This is a genomic window from Paenibacillus shenyangensis, from assembly GCF_000346635.1.
In the GTDB taxonomy this organism is placed as follows: domain Bacteria; phylum Bacillota; class Bacilli; order Paenibacillales; family Paenibacillaceae; genus Saccharibacillus; species Saccharibacillus dauci.
The window spans coordinates 97,256-117,647 of sequence record NZ_AOIG01000014.1 but is presented as its reverse complement, the minus strand read 5'-3'; the positions used below and the strand labels follow the sequence as shown (position 1 = coordinate 117,647).

Annotated in this window: 19 protein-coding genes and 1 riboswitch; of the genes, 6 read left to right on the top strand and 13 right to left on the bottom strand. The window is 48.3% G+C overall.

Going from position 1 to position 20,392, the window contains the following annotated elements; translation table 11 throughout:
* Positions 1-17: 17 nt before the first annotated feature.
* The 10 genes from H065_RS0112590 to H065_RS0112545 form a co-directional block, all read right to left on the bottom strand.
* A complete protein-coding gene (locus H065_RS0112590; protein WP_017813426.1) occupies positions 18-485 on the bottom strand; it encodes a hypothetical protein in 468 nt (155 codons plus the stop codon).
* Positions 486-512: 27 nt separating this feature from the next.
* Positions 513-1,523 (bottom strand): asparaginase, encoded by a 1,011-nt coding sequence (locus H065_RS0112585; RefSeq protein WP_017813425.1) that lies wholly within the window; start codon positions 1,521-1,523, stop codon positions 513-515.
* A gap of 321 nt (positions 1,524-1,844) precedes the next feature.
* Positions 1,845-2,615, bottom strand: a complete 771-nt coding sequence (locus tag H065_RS0112580) for a DinB family protein (RefSeq protein ID WP_017813424.1) — start codon at positions 2,613-2,615, stop codon at positions 1,845-1,847.
* Positions 2,616-2,732: 117 nt separating this feature from the next.
* Positions 2,733-3,674 (bottom strand): helix-turn-helix transcriptional regulator, encoded by a 942-nt coding sequence (locus H065_RS0112575; protein WP_017813423.1) that lies wholly within the window; start codon positions 3,672-3,674, stop codon positions 2,733-2,735.
* Positions 3,675-3,897: 223 nt separating this feature from the next.
* Positions 3,898-5,247 carry a nucleobase:cation symporter-2 family protein gene (locus H065_RS0112570; RefSeq protein ID WP_017813422.1) on the bottom strand — a complete coding sequence of 450 codons (1,350 nt, stop codon included), beginning with the start codon at positions 5,245-5,247 and terminating at the stop codon, positions 3,898-3,900.
* Complete coding sequence (locus H065_RS25880) at positions 5,247-5,948, bottom strand: xanthine phosphoribosyltransferase (RefSeq protein WP_017813421.1); 702 nt, start codon at positions 5,946-5,948, stop codon at positions 5,247-5,249. Before H065_RS25880 ends, H065_RS0112570 begins: the two co-directional genes overlap by 1 nt.
* Positions 5,949-6,134: 186 nt before the next feature.
* Positions 6,135-6,238: riboswitch (purine riboswitch) on the bottom strand.
* Positions 6,239-6,644: 406 nt separating this feature from the next.
* Positions 6,645-6,779 carry a hypothetical protein gene (locus H065_RS28455; protein WP_017813420.1) on the bottom strand — a complete coding sequence of 45 codons (135 nt, stop codon included), beginning with the start codon at positions 6,777-6,779 and terminating at the stop codon, positions 6,645-6,647.
* A 287-nt stretch (positions 6,780-7,066) separates the two neighbouring features.
* On the bottom strand, positions 7,067-8,002 hold the full coding sequence (locus H065_RS0112555; RefSeq protein ID WP_017813419.1) for a dihydroorotate dehydrogenase: 936 nt from the start codon (positions 8,000-8,002) through the stop codon (positions 7,067-7,069).
* Positions 7,983-8,759, bottom strand: coding sequence for a dihydroorotate dehydrogenase electron transfer subunit (locus tag H065_RS0112550; RefSeq protein ID WP_017813418.1), 777 nt, complete (start codon positions 8,757-8,759; stop codon positions 7,983-7,985). The genes H065_RS0112555 and H065_RS0112550 overlap by 20 nt, the downstream gene beginning before the upstream one ends.
* A gap of 82 nt (positions 8,760-8,841) precedes the next feature.
* The gene (locus tag H065_RS0112545) at positions 8,842-9,861 is read right to left on the bottom strand and encodes a YdcF family protein (RefSeq protein WP_017813417.1); all 1,020 of its coding nucleotides are present in this window, start codon (positions 9,859-9,861) and stop codon (positions 8,842-8,844) included.
* Positions 9,862-10,036: 175 nt separating this feature from the next.
* On the opposite strand from H065_RS0112545, the gene H065_RS27900 reads away from it, so the two are divergent.
* From H065_RS27900 to H065_RS0112520, 5 genes are all read left to right on the top strand, one after another.
* Complete coding sequence (locus H065_RS27900) at positions 10,037-10,207, top strand: hypothetical protein (protein WP_193746778.1); 171 nt, start codon at positions 10,037-10,039, stop codon at positions 10,205-10,207.
* 123 nt (positions 10,208-10,330) lie between these two features.
* A complete protein-coding gene (locus H065_RS0112535) occupies positions 10,331-11,038 on the top strand; it encodes a response regulator transcription factor (RefSeq protein ID WP_017813415.1) in 708 nt (235 codons plus the stop codon).
* Positions 11,035-12,030 carry a sensor histidine kinase gene (locus tag H065_RS0112530; RefSeq protein WP_017813414.1) on the top strand — a complete coding sequence of 332 codons (996 nt, stop codon included), beginning with the start codon at positions 11,035-11,037 and terminating at the stop codon, positions 12,028-12,030. The genes H065_RS0112535 and H065_RS0112530 overlap by 4 nt, the downstream gene beginning before the upstream one ends.
* 172 nt (positions 12,031-12,202) lie before the next feature.
* Positions 12,203-12,967, top strand: a complete 765-nt coding sequence (locus tag H065_RS0112525) for an ABC transporter ATP-binding protein (protein WP_017813413.1) — start codon at positions 12,203-12,205, stop codon at positions 12,965-12,967.
* Complete coding sequence (locus tag H065_RS0112520) at positions 12,942-14,819, top strand: ABC transporter permease (RefSeq protein WP_017813412.1); 1,878 nt, start codon at positions 12,942-12,944, stop codon at positions 14,817-14,819. The genes H065_RS0112525 and H065_RS0112520 overlap by 26 nt, the downstream gene beginning before the upstream one ends.
* 147 nt (positions 14,820-14,966) lie before the next feature.
* Here the strand turns inward: H065_RS0112520 and H065_RS0112515 are convergent, their stop codons facing one another.
* A complete protein-coding gene (locus H065_RS0112515; protein ID WP_036629917.1) occupies positions 14,967-16,055 on the bottom strand; it encodes a metallophosphoesterase in 1,089 nt (362 codons plus the stop codon).
* Positions 16,056-16,391: 336 nt separating this feature from the next.
* A complete protein-coding gene (greA, locus tag H065_RS0112510; RefSeq protein WP_017813410.1) occupies positions 16,392-16,880 on the bottom strand; it encodes a transcription elongation factor GreA in 489 nt (162 codons plus the stop codon).
* A gap of 315 nt (positions 16,881-17,195) precedes the next feature.
* On the opposite strand from greA, the gene H065_RS0112505 reads away from it, so the two are divergent.
* Positions 17,196-18,689, top strand: a complete 1,494-nt coding sequence (locus tag H065_RS0112505) for a peptide MFS transporter (protein WP_017813409.1) — start codon at positions 17,196-17,198, stop codon at positions 18,687-18,689.
* Between the two features lie 190 nt (positions 18,690-18,879).
* On the opposite strand, the gene H065_RS0112495 is transcribed toward H065_RS0112505, so the two are convergent.
* A complete protein-coding gene (locus H065_RS0112495) occupies positions 18,880-20,175 on the bottom strand; it encodes a glycosyltransferase family 2 protein (protein ID WP_017813408.1) in 1,296 nt (431 codons plus the stop codon).
* Between the last annotated feature and the right edge of the window lie 217 nt (positions 20,176-20,392).

Sequence of the window (20,392 nt, the reverse complement as noted above, 5' to 3'; positions counted from 1 at the left end):
TTTACAAAGGGTACAGTTTACCAGAGGCTGCTCTTTTTTCTATAGGATCTAAAAGCAAAATGATAGAAAACACCGATCAGGATTCTGGCGCACGGTACCGTGACAGGCAGTAATACAAAGGCGTAAATAGTATCCCAAATTAGCGTACTCTCTACATTAATCGTCTCGATCCCACCGTGCACAATATATTCGCCCAGAATGGCTCCTATCGTACCACTATACAGCGTTACTATAAAGGCAATGACCAGGCTAAGCAGCCATAACTTTTTATTGGAGACTTCATTTCTGTTATAAAAATATCCTTCCAGCAGCATGAATACGACTGCAAATGGGATGATTAAAGATATATATAACCAGCTTTCTCCCCATAACGATGTGATTCCACCTGCTGCTATTTGACCAAACAGCATAAACAGAAATGTAGTAATCAAGGCAAGCACAGCGCCAAAGATCAAGCCTTTAAGCAGAAATAATTTCTTTATCATATTATTACTACCTGATGTTGATAATTATTATACCAATTTACGTATTGGCATCGTAATCTCATCCACATAATTGGTTGCCATCATGCGTGCGACTTCGGCCGGGCTGTTTGCCTGTCCGAGCACCCACATCATTTTGGTCGTCAGCGCTTCGGTTGTCATGTCGTAACAAGGAATAACTCCCTTTTCCAAAGCGCGCTGTCCTACTTCATAGATCGTCAGATCGCCGCCTTCGTACAGGCATTGTGTAGTCACGACGATGCTGATGCCGCCCTGCACCAGCTCCTCGATTTTGTCGATCAGGTTAATCTCTTTGAAAGGTACACCACCGAGACCGAAGCCTTCGACAATAATGCCTTTGTAGCCCAGATTGCGCACTGCATCGAAAATATCCGGACGCATCCCCGGAATCAGCTTGAGCAGGAACACATCTGGCGAATATTGATCGTTATATACATGCCCTTCCGGATAAACGGACGGCTCAATCTCGTTGTATACGATACGATCTTCCTCCAGATAACCGATATAGGGATGGTTAATGCTCTCGAAAGCATCATAGCTTTTCGTTTTCACTTTGGACGCCCGTGCGCCATTGATGATCTTGCCGTTAAAAACAACGAACACACCGGACAGCTCACTGGATGCAGTCAGGAACGAGTCTTTGATATTTTTGCGGGAATCACTGTATTCCGCCAGTACCGACACCTGGGAACCGGTAATCACGACCGGCTTGTCGAGCGCGCCGAGCATAAAGCTGAGCGCTGAAGCCGTATACGCCATCGTATCCGTACCATGCGCAATGACGATGCCATCATAGCTTGGCAGCTGCTCGTGTACGGTACGGGCAATCGTCACCCACTCTTCCGGCTGAATATTCGTGCTATCCACGCTCATCAGCGTCATCGCTTCTACATTGCATATTTCCTTGACCTCCGGTACAGCCGAGATAATATCGGCTGCCGACTGCGTCGGAGTCAGTCCTTTGCCTGCTGCCGAAGATGAGATCGTACCACCTGTATTGATAAACAAAATATTTTTCATAAACTGTCTTCCCTCCACCCGTTACACCTGTATGATATGGATTCATCCGTCAGCCGCTTTATAACTGTGCGTGCTTCATATCTCCGGCCGCCGGATGGGATCGTTGCGCCTGATAAGAACTAAATTTAACACTTTTCCATGATCGTGTATATGAAGATACCTCTTGATTATAGAATAAATAAAAGACAGGTTCCATGCAGGATTATGGAGCTGAAGCCAAAGGAATCCACACACCAAAATCCCTGTGTCCTGCAGTATTCTGCATAGACACAGGGATTGATAGCAAATCGTATAGGATTACGATGATTCCAGTAAATAAGCTTACACAGACCTATTCAAAAACTCATCCAGACGACGCTTCTGGTGCAGGTGATGACGATAATGCATCTCGATCAGTATCAACCACTCGGACGCGGTCAGATCACCAAACCGCGGATGTTTCTCTGTATAAATTGCGGGGACCGATACTGCCTGCGGGGCAAGCTCGCGAGCGCGTATACGTACCTGCTCCAGACCACTGAACAGCTGTTCCAGACTCTCCGGCTGTACCGGATCGGGGACGCCCGGCACTTTGACTCGTACAGGCGGGAAGCTTCCATCGGCAAATATGCTTTCACCGGACGCTGTTTTCCCAGGTGCCGATGCCTGAGCCGAAGCAGAGGCCGATCCGGCTGCAAAATCACTCTCTGCTGCTGCCGTATGTTCCGGGTAAGCTCCATGCATAGCGGATTCCTGCTGCAGATCCTGCTCGTACCGCCGGATACATTTGTCCATATTGCCGAGCTGCATGTACAATGCCGAAGCGATCAGATGCTGATACATCTGTCCGAGTGACCATTCTTCCGCGCTCGGCTGGCGGGTGAGCTGTTCCAGTGTATAACGATTCAGTTCCTGCCCATATTGATCCAGCTGCTGTTCCAGACGCTGCAGAGCCAGCTGCATCTTTGCTGATTGATTGATATGGGCAGGAGTGTCCATGCTGCTGTTCATATCCACAGTTGGCTCTAGGGCGGTATGGATCGTGCTGTTTGTTGCCGGATTCATCTGGGATTTCATATTCGCAGTCATGTTTTTATCGGTTTGCATTGTCATAAGTATACCTCCAGGTAAGTGTATAGTAGGCCTGCTTTGAGCGGCTGTCTGTGCCGTTTTTCAGAGCAGGATCAATAACTGTACCCAGTATATCGAATGACTACTGACAGCATAGTGTCAGTAACTATTCAGCATATTTTGCAATTCTTGACGCAGGCGAATGCGCAGCTCATCCGGCTCCAATACCACGGCCCCTTTTCCCCAGCCCAGCACGGTATGAACAATCTCGTCGATTCGGCGTACCCGCAAGATAGCGATGATCTCTCCCTCCATTTCTTCCAGCTGCTCCAAATAAAAGCTGCCGTCCTCCCGCAGCCGGTTAGCGATTCCTTCACTAATCTGTACTTTGACCAGTGTCTTGCGATCATCTTCCGGACGATAGCGACTAAGCTGGAAATCCTCCGGCCAGATAAATCCGTCTGCTTCCATAGTCAGTTCGGACATACGGGATAGCCGGAAGTGCCGGATCTGCTGCCGCCGCATACAGTGGGCTACCAGCATCCAGTGGCTGCCGGTAAGCACCACTCCATACGGACAGACTGTACGCACGCTATCGTCCGGATCTGCTGAACGTGATGGCTTGTTATAGCGAAAAGTCAGCTGGTGCCTGCTCGCAACCGCCTCACAAATCTGCTGCAAATGGGTCGTATCGTCGATTTTCTCCATATTGCGTCCATTCATAAGCAGAACCGATTCACGTACCGCCGACGACTGCATATGAATAGATTCCGGTAAAATGGACTGGATTTTGCGTCGTGCCGAGACAGCGTCCTTTTGATACTTGGTACTGAGATAGCGCCCGACAAAGTCGGTTCCGATCCACATCGCTACCGCTTCATCCGCTGTCAGAGTAATCGGCGGCAGGAAATAGCCTTCCATCAACGAATAACCCTGACCGGGCGAGCCTAGTAACGGTACGCCCGATTCGCTGAGCGCCTGCATATCCCTGTAGATGGTACGTACACTTGTCTCGAAAATAGCTGCCAAATCCTGTGCCCGCAGTGTCGAGTGACGCTGTAGCTCCAGTACAATCGCCATTAGCCGTTCTGTTTTATTCATCGCTTTGCCTCCGCTTCCAGATGATTCTCTCTCTTCAATATAACAAAAAAGACCCTGCGGTAGGCACAGGGTCTTTCTATATACTGCATTTCATCAACTACATTTTACTAACTGCATTTCATTGACTGTATTTTATTGAATGCTCACTGACTGTATTTCGTCGACTGCATGTATCACACAGCTAGCCAATGCTCTACAAGGCAGCTTGAGCAGCATTATCATTTTATTCCAGACCAGTTGAAGCTTTGACACCAGCGCTTGCATCCACACCCAGTCCAACTACCGGTTCCTCGCTGCTCTCTTCGGCATCGACGGTTCGTTTGTCCGACAGAATCAGATTGAGAATAACGGCTGCCACCGAGCCGGTAACGATACCGTTTTGCAGCAGCGGCTGCAGGAAGCTTGGCATCTGGGCGAAAATAGCCGGCAGTACCGCGGAACCTACACCAATCGCAATACTGCAGGCCACGATCATCAGATTGCGGTCGTTGCGCAGATTGACTTCACCCAGAATAGACATACCCGAAGCAGCGACCGAACCAAACATCACGACCATGGCTCCGCCCAGTACCGCACTCGGAATGACGGTTGTCAGTGCAGCCAGCTTCGGCAGCAGACCAAGTACGACCATAATTCCACCAGCAGCGAAGATGACATTGCGCGTCTTGACCTTGGTCAGCGAGATCAGACCAACATTTTGCGAGAAAGCTGTATACGGGAATGCGTTGAATATACCGCCCAGCACGATCGCCAGACCTTCGGAACGCAGACCGCTTACGATCTGTTTTTGCTCTACTTTTTGTTCGGTGGCTTTGCCGACAGCGATGTAGACGCCCGTCGATTCCACCATGCTGACAATGTTCACGATAATCATCGTCGCAATCGCGATCCAGCTGAACTGCGGAGTACCAAAGTAAAATGGCTGCGCCACCCGGAACCAGGATGCGTCACCGACCGCGGCAAAATTAACCATGCCCATCGCATAAGCCAGTACCGTACCCACTACCAGACCAACCAGTACAGAGATCGAGCGCAGGAAACCTGTCGCTACCCGATTCACGATCAGAATGACCAGCAGCGTTACTACGGCCAGCAGCAGATTATGCGGTGCGCCAAAGTCTGCACTGCCCTGTCCACCGGCAACATTGTTCATCGCAACCGGAATCAGCGACAACCCGATGATCGTAACGACCGAACCCGTAACGATTTTCGGGAAAAAGCGTAGCAGCTTGCCGTATAACGGAGCAGCCAGCACGACGAAAATCCCCGAGATAATAATCGCCCCATAGGCAGTTGGCAGATTGGACGTAGAAGCAATCGCGATAATCGGTCCTACCGCCGTAAAGGTACAGCCCAGCACAACCGGCAACCCACTTCCGAAATAACGTGTGCCCAGCACCTGCAGCAGAGTCGCCAGACCGCAGGTGAACATATCTGCTGCGATCAGGTACGCCATCTGCTCCGGCGTCAGGTTCAATGCATTACCAATAATCAGCGGTACGGCAATAGCACCGGCATACATCGCCATAACATGCTGGAGTCCCAGCGTGAATACTTTGCGTTTACTCAGCATCAGATACCCGCCCCGATTCGATTAAGATCTGCAGTCGCTGGTGACGACTGGATAGTTTCCTTTACATCATCTGTATGGCGATCCGTGTCTGCCAACTGCTCTGCTGCAATAATCGGCTGCAGCGGCTGTTCCTCGGTGAATTCCACATGTCCCGGTGACATGGAGACGATGCGTGCCAGAGACTGTACCGGAATCCGGCGCTCTTCCAGCAGACCGCGTCCTTCCTGGAATGTCTTCTCGATCACGCAGCCTACACCGACCAGCGTTGCACCCGATTCGGCGACGATATCCGCCAGTCCGACCAGCGCTGCACCTGTAGCGAGAAAGTCATCAACGATCAGCACGCGATCTTCCGGATTCAGGTAATCTTTGACGATGCTCACCTGGTAGGTCTCGCCACGGGTAAAGGAATGCACCGATGCAGCATAGACCTGATCTCCCTGGGTAACTGCCTTTTTCTTTTTGGCATAGACAAACGGCACGTTCAGCGCAATTCCGGCTGCCATCGCGAACTGTATCCCGCTCGCTTCGATCGTCAGTACCTTGGTAATCTCCTCGTGAGCAAACAATTTGGCAAACTCCCGCCCAATCTCTACCGCCAGCATGGTATCTACCTGATGATTCAGAAAGGCATCGACCTTGAGCACTTTGTCCGATAGAATCTTGCCTTCTGCCCGTATGCGTTCTTCCAGTAATTTCATGTTGTTTCTCCCCTTTTGTCTGTCTGTTGTTCTGTATTCGTCTGGACTTCAATTTTCATGTATAAAACAAAAAAAGGCAGGCCACCTGAGTTAATACACTCAAGTGAAGCCTGCCTGTATGCATGTTCATATACAGAATGCGCCAAAAGCCGCATCCTGATCCCTTTTACCGTTCAGCAAAAAAGGATCAGCACGTTCTTCACTCATAGTCGGACAATTACAATGGTTATCCGGTAGAAACTCTTGGGCCCTATTCCCAATATTATATGAGTGGTCGCCGTACCAAAGAGGTGGGTATGTACGCAGAATCGATACCTATTCGGTATAGCGCTGCTTCCTCCTGTACGGCCTGTATCAAATTATATATGTATACTACACGCATTCATGTTATGTTTCAAGGATATTTTTCAGACTTTCAGTAAATTTCATAAGGAACTATTTTCATAAAAAGTAGTAGTCTGTTCAAGCATGGATAAGATGTTATTTATTGCTTATTTCTTGATTAAGTATACACTTATTTACGTTATAATATGATATTCATTTGAAGATCCATGTTTCATTTGAAATCTGGATTGTGTATACTATACATAAAGAAAGCCTGTAGTGTTGGTCCACTACAGGCTGGATCGACAAGATCGGCGGAATCATACGGCGATCGCTCGGAATCAAATATCCCTTAAGACCGCCGGAGGTCTCCTAACCTTTATCCCGGCGGTTTTTGTTGTCTTTTACTCGTCTCCAGATCTCATACAGCTTATCGATCCCAACAATCAAACCGATACACTTTGCTGACGTATCCAGAATTCTGAGTAGCAGATCAACCAGTGACATGGCGTCACCCCCTTTCGGGTTGCGACGCCATATCTATTCCGTCGGTACTTATCTTTCCGTGGATGATTATAACATGAATAACGCTTATAAGTCGTACGGGTTTATATTTTTCATTCTATCTCAATCAGAATAGTTTCTAACAAAAATAAAACCGTGAGAGGCTCCCATTCGAACCATAGAGCTGCTCACGGTTTTCCTATGTGTATTTTATTCCTATCTTTATCACATCAACATTAACTCTGGCACATTCTCTGTACAGATGCTGCTTTTCCGATCATCTAGCAAAATCACCCAATAATACTGCGAATCTCCTCCAGCGATTCCACCCGTTGCTGCTGCATCCACATCTGCAATCCCTCAACCAGTTCAGTACCGGCACGCAGATTCACAAAATTATACGTACCTACCTGTACTGCCTCTGCGCCGGCCATAATGAATTCGATCATATCCTCCACACTACTAATTCCACCCATGCCGATTACCGGAATCGATACTGCTCCAGCGACCTGATGTACCATCCGCAGGGCAATAGGCTTGATCGCCGGACCGGACAATCCGGCATATGTATTATGAAAAGCACTGCGCCTGCGGTAAATATCGATCTTCATCGCTGAGAAGGTATTGACCAGCGATACCGCATCTGCGCCTTCCTGTTCGCACATTACTGCCATCTTTACCAGATCCTGTGCTCCCGGTGACAATTTGACCATCAGGGGCAGGTCGGTCACGCTTCGCACCTGCCGAACGATACTGCGTGCCGTGTCTGTCTGAATCCCGAACTGAATACCTCCCTCACGCACGTTGGGACAGGAAATATTCAGCTCCAGCATATCGATGCCGCGGCTGCCCTGCTGTTTCTGCTGCCGGGTATGCATGGACAACATTCTTGCGCCTTCGACGTATTCTTCAGCGTTGGAACCACCCAGATTGGCGATAATTGCTGTATCCAGTGTCGCCATGTACGGCAGTTCCTTTTCCAGAAAAGCAGCAACCCCCGGATTCTCCAATCCTACACTATTCATCATCCCGGAAGCGGTCTCCTGTACCCGGCAGCCCGGATTACCGGAACGAGGATGCAGGGTTAACCCTTTACAGGAGATGCCTCCCAGTGTGCCTGCATCTACGTACGCTGCATATTCTCTACCAAATCCATACGTTCCCGATGCCATAATAACCGGGTTACGCATGGGGACACCGCCGATATTACACTGTAGTGAGGTCATTCCAATCCACCTCCTCTGCTGCGAATACCGGTCCTTCTACACAGGTTCTGCGATTGCCACTGGTCGTCTGCACCGTGCAGGTCAGACAGGCTCCAATGCCGCAGGCCATATGCTTTTCGGTAGAAATATACAGATGTGTACTCGCCGGATAACCTTCACCATCATGCAAGGCAGCCTCATTCGCAGCTGCTGTACATTCGGCCAGTGCCTTGAGCATCCCTGCCGGTCCGCAGGCCAGAATCGTATCGTACCAGCCCGGCTCCAGCAGTTCCAGTATGCTCTTGTGCCTGCTGTTCATTACCTTTACCCGAGTATCCGACTCTACCGCCTGACGTAAGCTCTCTACTCCGAATGTATCACCGGAGAATCCCAGATAAATATCGGCCTGCGCATAATGACGGGCCGCCAGCAGCAGCGGAGCGATACCCATCCCGCCGCCAACCAGCGCGATTCGTCCCGGATCATCCAGTACCGGGAATCCATTGCCAAACGGACCTTCCAGCAGCACCTGCTGCCCTGCTGTCATACATGACAGAATCGCGGTACCGCGGCCATGCACCCTGTACAAAAAGGCGATGTAATCATCGCCTCTATCGTGAATGCTAAGAGGACGGGATAACAGAGGATAGCTGTCTCCCCGGTATCCGTCATCTGCACGCAGCATATAAAATTGTCCCATCCGTCCCTTATACGATCCTGCAATCTTCATTACAAAAACATCCGGTGCTATCTGTTCATTGGAAATAATACGAGTCATGCTTCCGCCTCCCTTTCGCCGCTACCTATCATACCAGCGGCTCGCGGATACGGTTGTAACTCTTCTCACAATGTCAGGCAAATCATACAATCATCAGTACCAATACCGCCATCATCGCCAGAATCAGCCCGGCTGCGATAATCCGGATATGGATACGACGATGCATCACGATAATAGCAATATATTCGCGAATAAAGGCGTTGGGGAGATAATACAGCGCGGTGTGCGATCCCACGCCGTCGCCCTGTATACCTGCCTGCCTTGCATAAATACCAGCGCGAAACAGATGAAAATTATTGGTCACAAAGATGCAAGAGTACGGCTTGCCGCCCATCAGCTCATCCATCTTTTGCCGGGACAGACGCATGTTTTGCAGGGTGTTGGCTGATTCGTTCTCGATAATGATATGGTCGGCCGGAATGCCCTTTTCCAGCAAATACTGTCCCATCGCTTCGCCTTCCGCAGTCTGTTCATCACTGCCCTGTCCGCCGGATACGACGATCCGTGGCGGTTCTCCATCCTGATGCCGCAGGTACACGTCAATTCCCTGATCCAGACGGCTTGCCAGCAGTGGTGGTACTTTGTTGCGAATGAGTCCGCTTCCCAGTACGATAATAAAGTCCGGTCGGTAACGCGGCCGATGGAAATTATAGAGCAGCGAAGATACCAGATAACAGATAAACAGCAATCCAAAATAAGCTACACAGAGCTGCACTACAATCACGAACGGTGCCAGCACACTGTTGTACGGCGCGATCAGTACGAGCGGCGGCAGCACCAGAATACCAAAGCCAGTCAGCATGGACAGCAGGTTGGGCAGCTTCCAGCCTTCCTTGCGCAATAGAATCCGGCCGTTATAAATGAGTGCTACACCGATCCCCAGCACAACGACCGGAGCCAGCAGCAGCAGAATCAGAATCAGCAGCACAGCGATATAAGGGATGTGGCCTGCCAGATGATTCATTGCATAAATGATCAGACCAAACAGCAGCAGAATAATCCCGATTGTCAAAAAGACACCGTTCTGCAGTCGTCTGCGATCCTGTGTATAGCTAATCACAAACATGACCAGACATAATCCGGCCATACCCAGTATGTACATCTATTTCTCTCCTCTTCTCCGGTTATGAACATAATACCATGAGTCCACTCTATTCTTACCCTTATTTTGAGATTACAAAAGTGTAAGGATAACGTAAGGAAAGATTAAGACAATGCGACATTATACGAAGGTATACTATGTTAGGATAAAACAATATCCATCCAAGGAGGAATCAATGATGGGAAAATGGCTGTTCAAAACAATAATGGCTGCCCTGTTTACCGGTGCCATCGTCTATATCGGCCTGCATCATAAATGGCCCGAGCTGGATCAGATCGCACTGCTGGCCAAACAATATTCGCACATACTTACCGATATACTGCCGGCGAAGGGCCGTACATTCTGATTGGATTCGCAGTATGCTTATCCACAAAATGGAACTTCATAACCAACATAGTATAATAATAAAGCATCCCACCGAATCTGCGGATACGTGTGGGATGATTCCATTTGTAAGGAGTCTACAGCCATGCAGAAAATTATGATTGTCGAAGATGATCCCAAAATTTCCGGGCTGCTGCAAAACCATCTGGTCCGGTACGGATATGAAGTAATTCTAACTGTTGATTTCAATAACGTATTGGAAGAATTCCAGCGAGCTCAACCTGATCTGGTACTGCTGGATGTGAATCTGCCAAGCTTTGACGGATATTACTGGTGCCGTCAGATTCGCAATCACTCCATCTGCCCGGTTCTGTTCATCTCTGCACGCTCCGGAGAAATGGACCAGATCATGGCTCTGGAAAATGGTGCTGACGACTATATTACCAAGCCTTTTGACTATGGCATCATGATGGCCAAAGTCCGCAGCCAGCTCCGCCGTGCTTATGGCGAATATGCTGCCCGAACCGAAGAAAATATTCTGGACGTTGCCGGTCTGCGCCTCTATCCGGAACGCATGGAACTGGTCTATGCCGACCATACCATTCTGCTAACCCGCAAAGAATGCGATATTATCAGCAGTCTGATGGAACGTCATCCCCGTGTAGCCAGCCGGGAAGCATTGCTGGAGAAGCTATGGGATGATCAGACCTTTGTTGATGAAAATACACTGAATGTGAATATCACCCGTGTGCGCAAGAAATTTCAGGAACTGGGGCTGGAGGATGCAGTTGAGACCGTACGCGGGCTGGGCTACCGTCTGTATGTCACCTGGACTGGAGAGGAGCAGCGATGAAACTTTTTGTACGTGAGTATGCGCTGCTGATTGTACTGCATGTGGTCCAGCTTTTTGTCGTACTGGGCATTTACTGGTTGGATGGCTATCATCATCTTGCTCCGGCACTGTATTCAGTATTTCTCGGGCTGTTTCTGCTGGGTTGCTATTTGACGTATCACTATCTCACCCGGCGCCGCTACTTTGGTATACTCAGTCGTCCGCCGGCAAATATGGAAGAGGCAATTCAGCGATTGGATCAGACACCGGTCAGCGAAGCACTTGAAGAACTGCTTCGTCAGCAGTATCGACTCTATCAAGAGCAGCTGGCAGCAACGCAGCGGGAGCAAAAGCAGCACTTAACCTTTATGGACCAGTGGGTGCATCAGATGAAGACCCCTCTATCCGTCATTGAGCTGACCGTGCAGCAGGTGGATGAGCCCGAATATGCCAGCATTCGCGAAGAGACCGAGCGGATGCGCTCCGGCCTGAATACGATTCTGTATATGGCAAGACTTCGTACTTTTCAGCAGGACTTTCATCCACGCTCCATCTCGCTGGCAAAGATCGTGCATGAAGTGATTCATGAGCACAAGCGTTCTTTTATACGCAATAATGTCTATCCCGAGGTACAGGAGTGCGATGGAGCTCTCGTTGTAGAATCGGATGAAAAGTGGCTTTTTTTCATGTTGTCCCAGCTGGTTATGAACAGTGTTAAATATTCATCCGGTAACGGACAGAAGATTCACATTCACTCTTTTATTCGTGACCAGCAGGCGATACTGGAAGTGCGTGATCACGGCGTAGGCATTCCGGCAGCGGATCTCAAGCGGGTGTTCGATCCCTTCTTTACCGGCGAGAATGGACGGCATTTCCGTGAATCGACCGGCATGGGGCTGTATCTGACCAAGGAAGCTGCGGACCATCTGGGTCATGTGCTGGAGCTAAAATCGTCTCCGGGTCAGGGAACCACGATCCGTATAATATTCCAATCCTGGCAGCAAAAAGACTGATACATAACGGACAAAACAGCGATTGTTCTGAGTATGCCGGAAGCTGTCTGCCAGCCCTACCTTACATAGCTGTAAGCCGGATGAAAGCAAAATCGATAGTTCACTCCTGTCTCTCCGCCTATACTGGGTACATGAGAACGATATGAATTCCATGGACCAAGGAGGAATCGACATGCTTAATGTTAATCAGATCAGCAAAATCTACGAGGGAAAAATTGCCTACAAGGCGCTGAGCGATATCCAGTTTACGATTGAAGACGGCGAATTTGTCGGCATTATGGGGCCATCCGGCAGTGGCAAGACGACGCTGCTTAATCTGATCGCTACGATTGATGAGCCTACCAGCGGGCAGATTCTGATCAACGGACAGAATATTAACCAAATGAAGAAAAATGAGTTGGCCCGATTCCGGCGCCGGGAGCTTGGTTTTATTTTCCAGGACTTTAATCTGCTTCATACCCTGACCGTACAGGAGAATATCGTACTGCCACTGACACTTGACGGCAGCAAAGTCAGTGAAATGAAGCAAAAAGCTGCAGCCATTGCAGAGAAGCTCGGCATCACTTCTATCATGGACAAACGTACTTATGAAATTTCGGGCGGCCAGGCGCAGCGAACAGCGATTGCCCGGGCGATGATCCATTCTCCCAAAATGCTGCTGGCCGATGAGCCGACCGGCAACCTCGACTCCAAGTCTGCCCGTGATGTGATGGAGATGCTGGAAAATATCAACCGAGAGCAGCAGACAACCATGATGCTAGTCACCCACGATCCGGTAGCTGCCAGCTACTGCAGCCGTGTGATTTTTATTCGGGATGGTCATCTGTACAGCGAGATTCACCGTGGAGACAATCGGCAGGCCTTTTTCCAGAAAATCATCGATACCCTATCACTGTTGGGAGGGCATTCGAATGACATTTCGTCAATTCGCTTATAACAATGTCGCCCGTAACAAACGTCTGTATGCAGCTTATTTTCTGAGCAGCATGTTCACGGTCATGGTTTTTTTTACCTTCGCAATCTTCGCCTATCATCCACTGCTGGCTGGTGGGCAGATCAACCATAATGTACAGGGCGGCATGTCGACTGCCAAATGGATGATCTATGTATTTTCCTTTTTCTTTGTATTGTACTCAATGAGCTCTTTTCTGAAGACCCGCAAAAGGGAATTCGGTCTGCTGATGATGCAGGGGATGTCTCCGGGACAGCTGCGCCAGATGGTATTTCTGGAAAATATCATTATCGGCTTTGCCGCGACACTCGGCGGTATTGTGCTGGGACTGGTCTTGGCCAAAGCTATCCTGCTGGCGGGCGAGCATATACTGGTCATTGAAGGCAGTCTGGATTTTTATTTCCCTACTCGTGCTATCCTGGTGACCTGTCTGGCATTTTTTATTCTGTTTGTGCTGATTTCATTGTTCATCTCCTCAGTCCTGCGCAGCGGCAAATTGATCGATCTGATCAAAGGCAGTCAGCAGGCCCGGAGTGAACCAAAAGCTTCACTGGTGCTGTCACTGCTTGTACTGGTGCTTATTGGTACCGGCTATACGCTGTCGCTTCTTGCCCGGGGTTCCGATGCTTTTGTTTTACTGGTACCTGTCAGCATAATCGTATCGATCGGTAGCTATCTATTATTCACCCAGCTCAGCGTCTACATCATCCGTACATTGAAAAGCAGAGAGTCCTTTTTCTGGAACAGGACCAATATGCTTCTGCTATCCGATCTGTCCTACCGGATGAAGGATAATGCACGTACCTTTTTCCTTGTCTGCATTGTCTCTACAGTATCCTTTTGCGCCATCGGCTCCCTGTATGGACTACAGACGGTAGTAACCAGAAATGTGGCACTCAGTAACCCCTATGTAATCAGCTTTGTGTCTCAAAGTAGCGATACCGATCGGTCGAATACTATGGCTGCTATTAACCAGATACTTAACAAACACGGTCTTCAAGCTGCACGTACAGAGCAGGTCCTTACAGAGTACAATATGGAGAATGACAAGTATACTCAGCTTATTATCAGTGTCTCCATGTATAACCAGCTGGCTGCACTCTCCAAGCGGCCTCTAATCCAGCTGGCTACCGGAGAGACAGTTGCAATAAACCCCTACTCACTGGAACTAGATCGCCTCAAGCTTCCATCTGCTACTGCAAACGGTATAGCGGTCAAGCCTGATCGACTTATCCAATCCGGTGTTCTGACTGTCGATGAAGTAACATTCGTCGTTCCGGATGATATTTATGACCGTCTTGGCCAACCAGCGGGACAACGACAGCTGTATGTATGGGCTGGTGATCAGGAGCAGACAGGTATTCTGGCTGCAGGCAAAGAAATTTATAGCGAATTGAAACCATCCACTAAGTCTCATCGGATTACTGTGCCTGCCTACGACGTCAACCAGGAATTGGGTTCGTATGGAGCGATTCTGTTCATCGGACTGTTTATAGGAATTGTCTTTTTTGTCTCCGCCGGTAGCTTCCTGTATTTCCGACTCTACAGCGATCTGGATGAGGATAAACAAAAATTCCATTCTATCGCCAAACTGGGGCTGACCATCTCCGAACTGAATCGGGTACTGAACCGGCAGATCATTCTCCTGTTCTTTGCTCCAATTGTTGTTGCACTGCTGCATGGGGCGGTCGCACTCACGACACTTGCAAATATGTTTCAGGTTTCACTATTCAAGGAATCGTTGACGGTACTGGGTATCTTTTTCCTGATCCAGCTCATTTACTTCCTGATCGTGCGTTTCTTCTATATCAAGCAGGTACGTTCCGCGATTCGCTAATCATGTTCTGCCAGACCACAGCCATATGGGTAGATGATTCATATAGACATTCCGTCTTTGCTCCTGTTTAAAAGTAATAAAAGAAGCAAAAAGCCCGCTGTATCCAATACCATCATGGTGTTGGATACAGCGGGCTTTAATTATTCATTAAGGCTGGAACTTCACATGAATCTGTACAATTTCGGAGCGTGTACCGATCCGCATCGGACTACCCCAGAAGCCAAATCCGGAAGAGACAATCGAGTGCAATTGTCCTTTTTGCAAGTAACCCCAGTCATTCTCGAATAGACGCTTGGTAATCAGGTTAAATGGTGCCATCTGTCCGCGGTGAGTGTGTCCAGATACCATCAGATCGACACCCAGCTGCTGCTCTTTGTCCAGCTCATATGGCTGGTGATCCATGACGATAATCGGATGGGCATGATCGACAGACTCCAGCAGCTTGCTCAGCTCGGCACGCGGACGATCACTATAATCCTGGCGTCCGACCAGCGTAATGCCGTTATCCAGCACAATAGACTCGTCATACAGTACATGCAGATTGCTCTGGTTCAGGGAATCGATCAGATTAATGCCTTTCTCGAACCGGTCATGATTGCCCAGTGAAGAATAGACAGGCGCTTTTAGCCCTTTGAGAATCTCGGGAATCTCTGTCTTGACGTAGTACGGCAGATTATCGTCGATCACATCGCCCGGCATCAGGATCAGATCCGGCTGCAATGCGTTAACTCGCTCTACCAGTCGACGTGCATGGGCTTCGTTGGATAACACCCCAAAGTGCATATCCGACGCCATGACGATATTCATTTCCTTTTTGCCTTCGACAGGTTTGTTGATCGTAATATCATAACTACGGACAACCGGACTGTAAGCGTTATACATCCCGAGTGAGAATACGCCGATAAAGGCGACAACCGTAATCCAGCCCGCCCATATAATAACGGAATGCTGGGACAACGAGGACAAGCGGGTGAGTGCAACGACAATATTCATAACGGGCATCCATAATATCGAGAAGTACAGCAGTGCAATCCAGACGGCGCCAACCTGTTTGAAAATAACCATTTCATTTTTCCAGAATCCGAGGAACAACGCATACGCCAGAATCAACAATACAACGATCCAAATATAACGCGGATATGCATGATTCGGAGACAACTCCGCCAGCCATACCCATCCATTCCATCCAATATAGAATATAATCAGATGGTACAATACCAAAATTGCAATTCCCATCCACACAGTAGCGATCTCCTATCTGAGTATCTTATTCCTATGCCGTATCTATCTTTGGTTAACATGGAAAATTCTTAATTTTGAAGTATCGGCAGGTCATACAATAGTATATAAGATTGCCCGCCCCGGAACAAATGAAAAGTAAAAATTTAAGTTCTAACCTTTGACCTGAATCCGCTTTTTGGTTGAATAACGCTTGAGCAGGATTCATGCATACAACAAACAGCCCGCCTTCTACAATTAAATGTAAAAGCGGGCTGTTTGTTAAACATGCATTTTTCTGTATTTATCATCCGATCTGCCAATGAAGCCAATAGCCGGATACCTGTTATGCACTTAACCGGCGCTCTTGATCTCCAGCAGTTCGTAATGGAAAGTTCCCATTGGAGCTTCAAACGTAATTTTGTCTCCTGCCTGATGGCCCATCAATGCTTTACCAAGCGGGCTTTCGTAGGACAGTTTGTTATTGGCCAGATCCGCTTCAGCCGGTCCTACCAGCTGATACTCCAGCACTTCGTCAAATTCGATATCCTTCAGTACTGCAATCGAACCCAGGGTTACTTTGGATACGTCCAGATTCTCCGCACTGATTACACGGGAATTGCGCAGCATACGCTCCAATGTCAGGATGCGTGTCTCCATAAATGCCTGATCTTCCTTGGCAGAATGGTATTCACTGTTCTCTTTCAAATCGCCATAGCTAATCGCTGTTTTCAAGCGGGCAGCCAGTTCCTGGCGGCGAGGACCTTTCAGTTCTCTGAGTTCTTCTTCCAGCTTCGCCAGACCATCTGGGGTCAGGATTACTTCTTCGTTCTCATTTGCCATCTACTCTCAACTCCTTAATTTCTATTATACCTCATCTGCTGCGATTTTCCTTGCATTGTTGCAAATCTGCGGTAGAGATCTTCCTTCTTTATTTATTTCACCTTCATTTGTACAGTTGTTAACGTAATTCTGCGGCTTTTTGTTAACTTTTGTTATTGATGAACCTGTACAGGTATTGTATTCTAATGGTTCGAGTGTATATCACAGTGTGTAAGTAATTTCGACAGACAAGCTTCAGTATGTGGAAACCCCTGGCAGCTGACTACACTCGGTCAACTGCCTATTTTTAGATTAAGTCATCAAGGAGGTTCATCTGTGTCCGATATCACCAAGGAAAAGATTGTAGAAAGTGTACCGCAGCGCGGATTCTTCGGTCATCCCCGCGGACTGTTCACACTATTCTTCACTGAGTTCTGGGAACGTTTCTCTTATTACGGAATGAGAGCAATTCTGATCTACTACATGTACTACGAAGTAACTCGCGGTGGTCTGGCTATGGATCAGAATACCGCAACAGCCATCATGTCCATCTATGGCTCGCTTGTCTACATGTCCGGTATTATTGGCGGCTGGCTCGCCGACCGGGTATTTGGTACGTCGCGGGCTGTATTTTATGGCGGTATCTTCATTATGCTTGGTCATATCGTACTGGCGATTCCGGGCGGAGCCGGAATGTTGTTCGTCTCCATGGCATTAATCGTCCTCGGTACAGGACTGCTCAAGCCCAATGCTTCCACTCTCGTCGGTGAGCTGTACAGCGAGAAGGACGCACGTCGTGATAGCGGATTCAGTATCTACTACATGGGGGTCAACCTCGGTGGATTCGTAGCACCGCTGACGGTAGGTACGATCGGTACGGAGTACAACTTCCATCTGGGCTTTGGCCTGGCTGCAGTCGGTATGTTCTTCGGTCTGTTGGTATTCATGTTTACCCGTAAAAAGAGTCTTGGTCTGGCAGGAACAAATGTGCCAAACCCGCTGACTGGCGGCGAAAAGAAAAGAGCACTGACTCGCATCGGTATCGGTGTAGCTGTCATTGCAATTGTAGGCATCATTGCTGTATGGATGGGCTGGCTGACACTGAAGTCCTTTGTACTCGTGGTTGCCTGTCTGGGTATACTCATCCCAATCTGCTACTTTACGGTTATGTATCGCAGCGATAAAACAACAGATGTGGAGCGCTCCCGTCTGCTTGCTTATATCCCGCTGTTCATCGCTTCGGTGATGTTCTGGTCGATACAGGAACAAGGATCGACTATTTTGGCCCGGTTTGCCGATCAGCGCACACAGCTGCACTTCCTCGGTATTAACGTTTCGCCGGCCTGGTTCCAGTCCCTGAATCCGCTGTTCATTATTATTCTGGCACCGGTATTCGCGTGGCTCTGGACCAAAATGGGAGATCGTCAGCCGATCATCCCACGCAAGTTCTCAATCGGTATCCTGTTCGCAGGACTATCATTCCTGGTTATTCTGCTGCCAGCATACTTTGGCGGCGAGAATGCACTGGTCAGTCCGCTGTGGCTGGTACTCAGCTATTTCCTCGTCGTAATCGGAGAGCTGTGCCTGTCGCCGGTTGGATTGTCGGCAACGACCAAGCTCGCGCCAGCAGCATTCTCTGCACAAACGATGAGCCTGTGGTTCCTGTCCAATGCGGCAGCTCAGGCGATCAACGCCCTATTGACCAACTTCTACAGCGAAGAGACAGAGATGATCTACTTTGGTGTAATCGGCGGTGTGTCGATTCTGCTGAGTATTATCCTGTATCTGTTCGCACCGAAAATCCAGAGCTACATGAAAGGCATTCGTTAATCCACCGTATGGATGAATTGCCGATGGATAATCATTTCAATAGACAGGGAAGCCGATTCGTTGGTCTGATCCTGTGTATACAAAAGGCGCTTTCTCCTGTAGTTCTCGGGAGAAAGCGCCTTTTGGCTTGTTGCAGCAAAATAAAGTAACTGCGACTATGATATAACCGGTGAAAATAGTAATTTTGCCTTTAACCGAAACGCTTTGTTTTGTACCAGCTGGTCTTGCGGCCGGTGAAGATATCGACCAACAGCGAATAGAATGCCTTGACCGAGATCAGCAGGAACAGCTGTGCATAGGTGAAATACGACACACAGGACAGTACAAAATTGCGCGTATTGCTCTGCCCGATATCCGATGACAGCGCCAGATTGATCTGCAGTACATAAATGTAATACATCAGCGCCCAGGAAATAACCAGATAGATATATACATCCCCCGCAAACTGGAACGGCGAGACGACACTTGGATTGAACATGGAGATGATCAGATATACCAGATTAATGACAAAGATAATGTCAGATACAATAATAGCCAGCATAAACCAGAAATAACTGGCTGCATAATACAGTATAAATAATTTGATTCTCCAACTGGTAGGTCTGAATAAATGATGAATATTATCAATAATGACCCGGTAGTTCCCTTTCGCCCACCGTTGACGCTGCTTGATATAAATATCCAGATCTTCAGGTTCCTGCTGGTACGCTTCGGCTTGAGGAGCCAGTGCAATCAACCAGCCGCGGGTAAGGATCTCAAAGGAAACAGCGGTGTCTTCCGTGATGGCCTCTACATCCCATCCACCGATATCCTTCATCAAATCCGTTCTCACAATAAAGTTGGTTCCGGGAATGGTTCCCAGCTTAAACAGTTCCCACAATCCTGTATGATAGACTCTTTGCGCAGTAATCAGCTCCAGATTGATACATCGGGAGAGAAAGTTTTGCCCGCGATTACGCGCCTTATTTCTTCCAAATACAGCCCCGTACTCTTTGGGATTTTCAAGAGCTTTTTGTACAAGAAACAGCAAGGAATTCCGCTCGGGAGCAGCATCCGCATCGAATATACATACCCATTCTCCAACGGTATCCTTTAGTGCTTCATTCAGTGCACCGGATTTGCCGCCGCTTCCTTTACGCTCAATAATCTGAAAGTCACGACCCTGATACTCTTTCTTTTCTTTTAGTTCATATAACCTGGCAGCAGTGGAATCCGTGCAATTATCGGCTACTATAATAATTTGCAGCTTATCTACCGGATAATTCAACTGTAATATTCGTTCCGCAGTCGCTACAATGACCAACTCTTCATTATGAGCCGGAACCATGACGGTAACGGTAGGATAATGATCCATGTTTTCAGGTATATGAATCGTTTGTTTATTTTGTCTCGATAAAAAACGGATTGCACCGATCATAATGATAATAGCTTCAGCGACAGCAACCCAGATACTAAAAATTGAAAATAGCAGCATGAAATCATTCACTTTTTTTGCCACCGTCCACGATCATATTTACGATATACCTGGTTTCGAAACGATAACGTAGCAAAGGTCAAAAATCCGATAGCGATCACAAAGAAAATACTGACGCCTACACATAAAGGTATAAACCAATGTGTATATTCCATCATTCACATGTCCCTTCTGAAAAGGAGAATTTAATATTTACTTACAGTCTAGCCAGCATGTTCCGCATCACGAT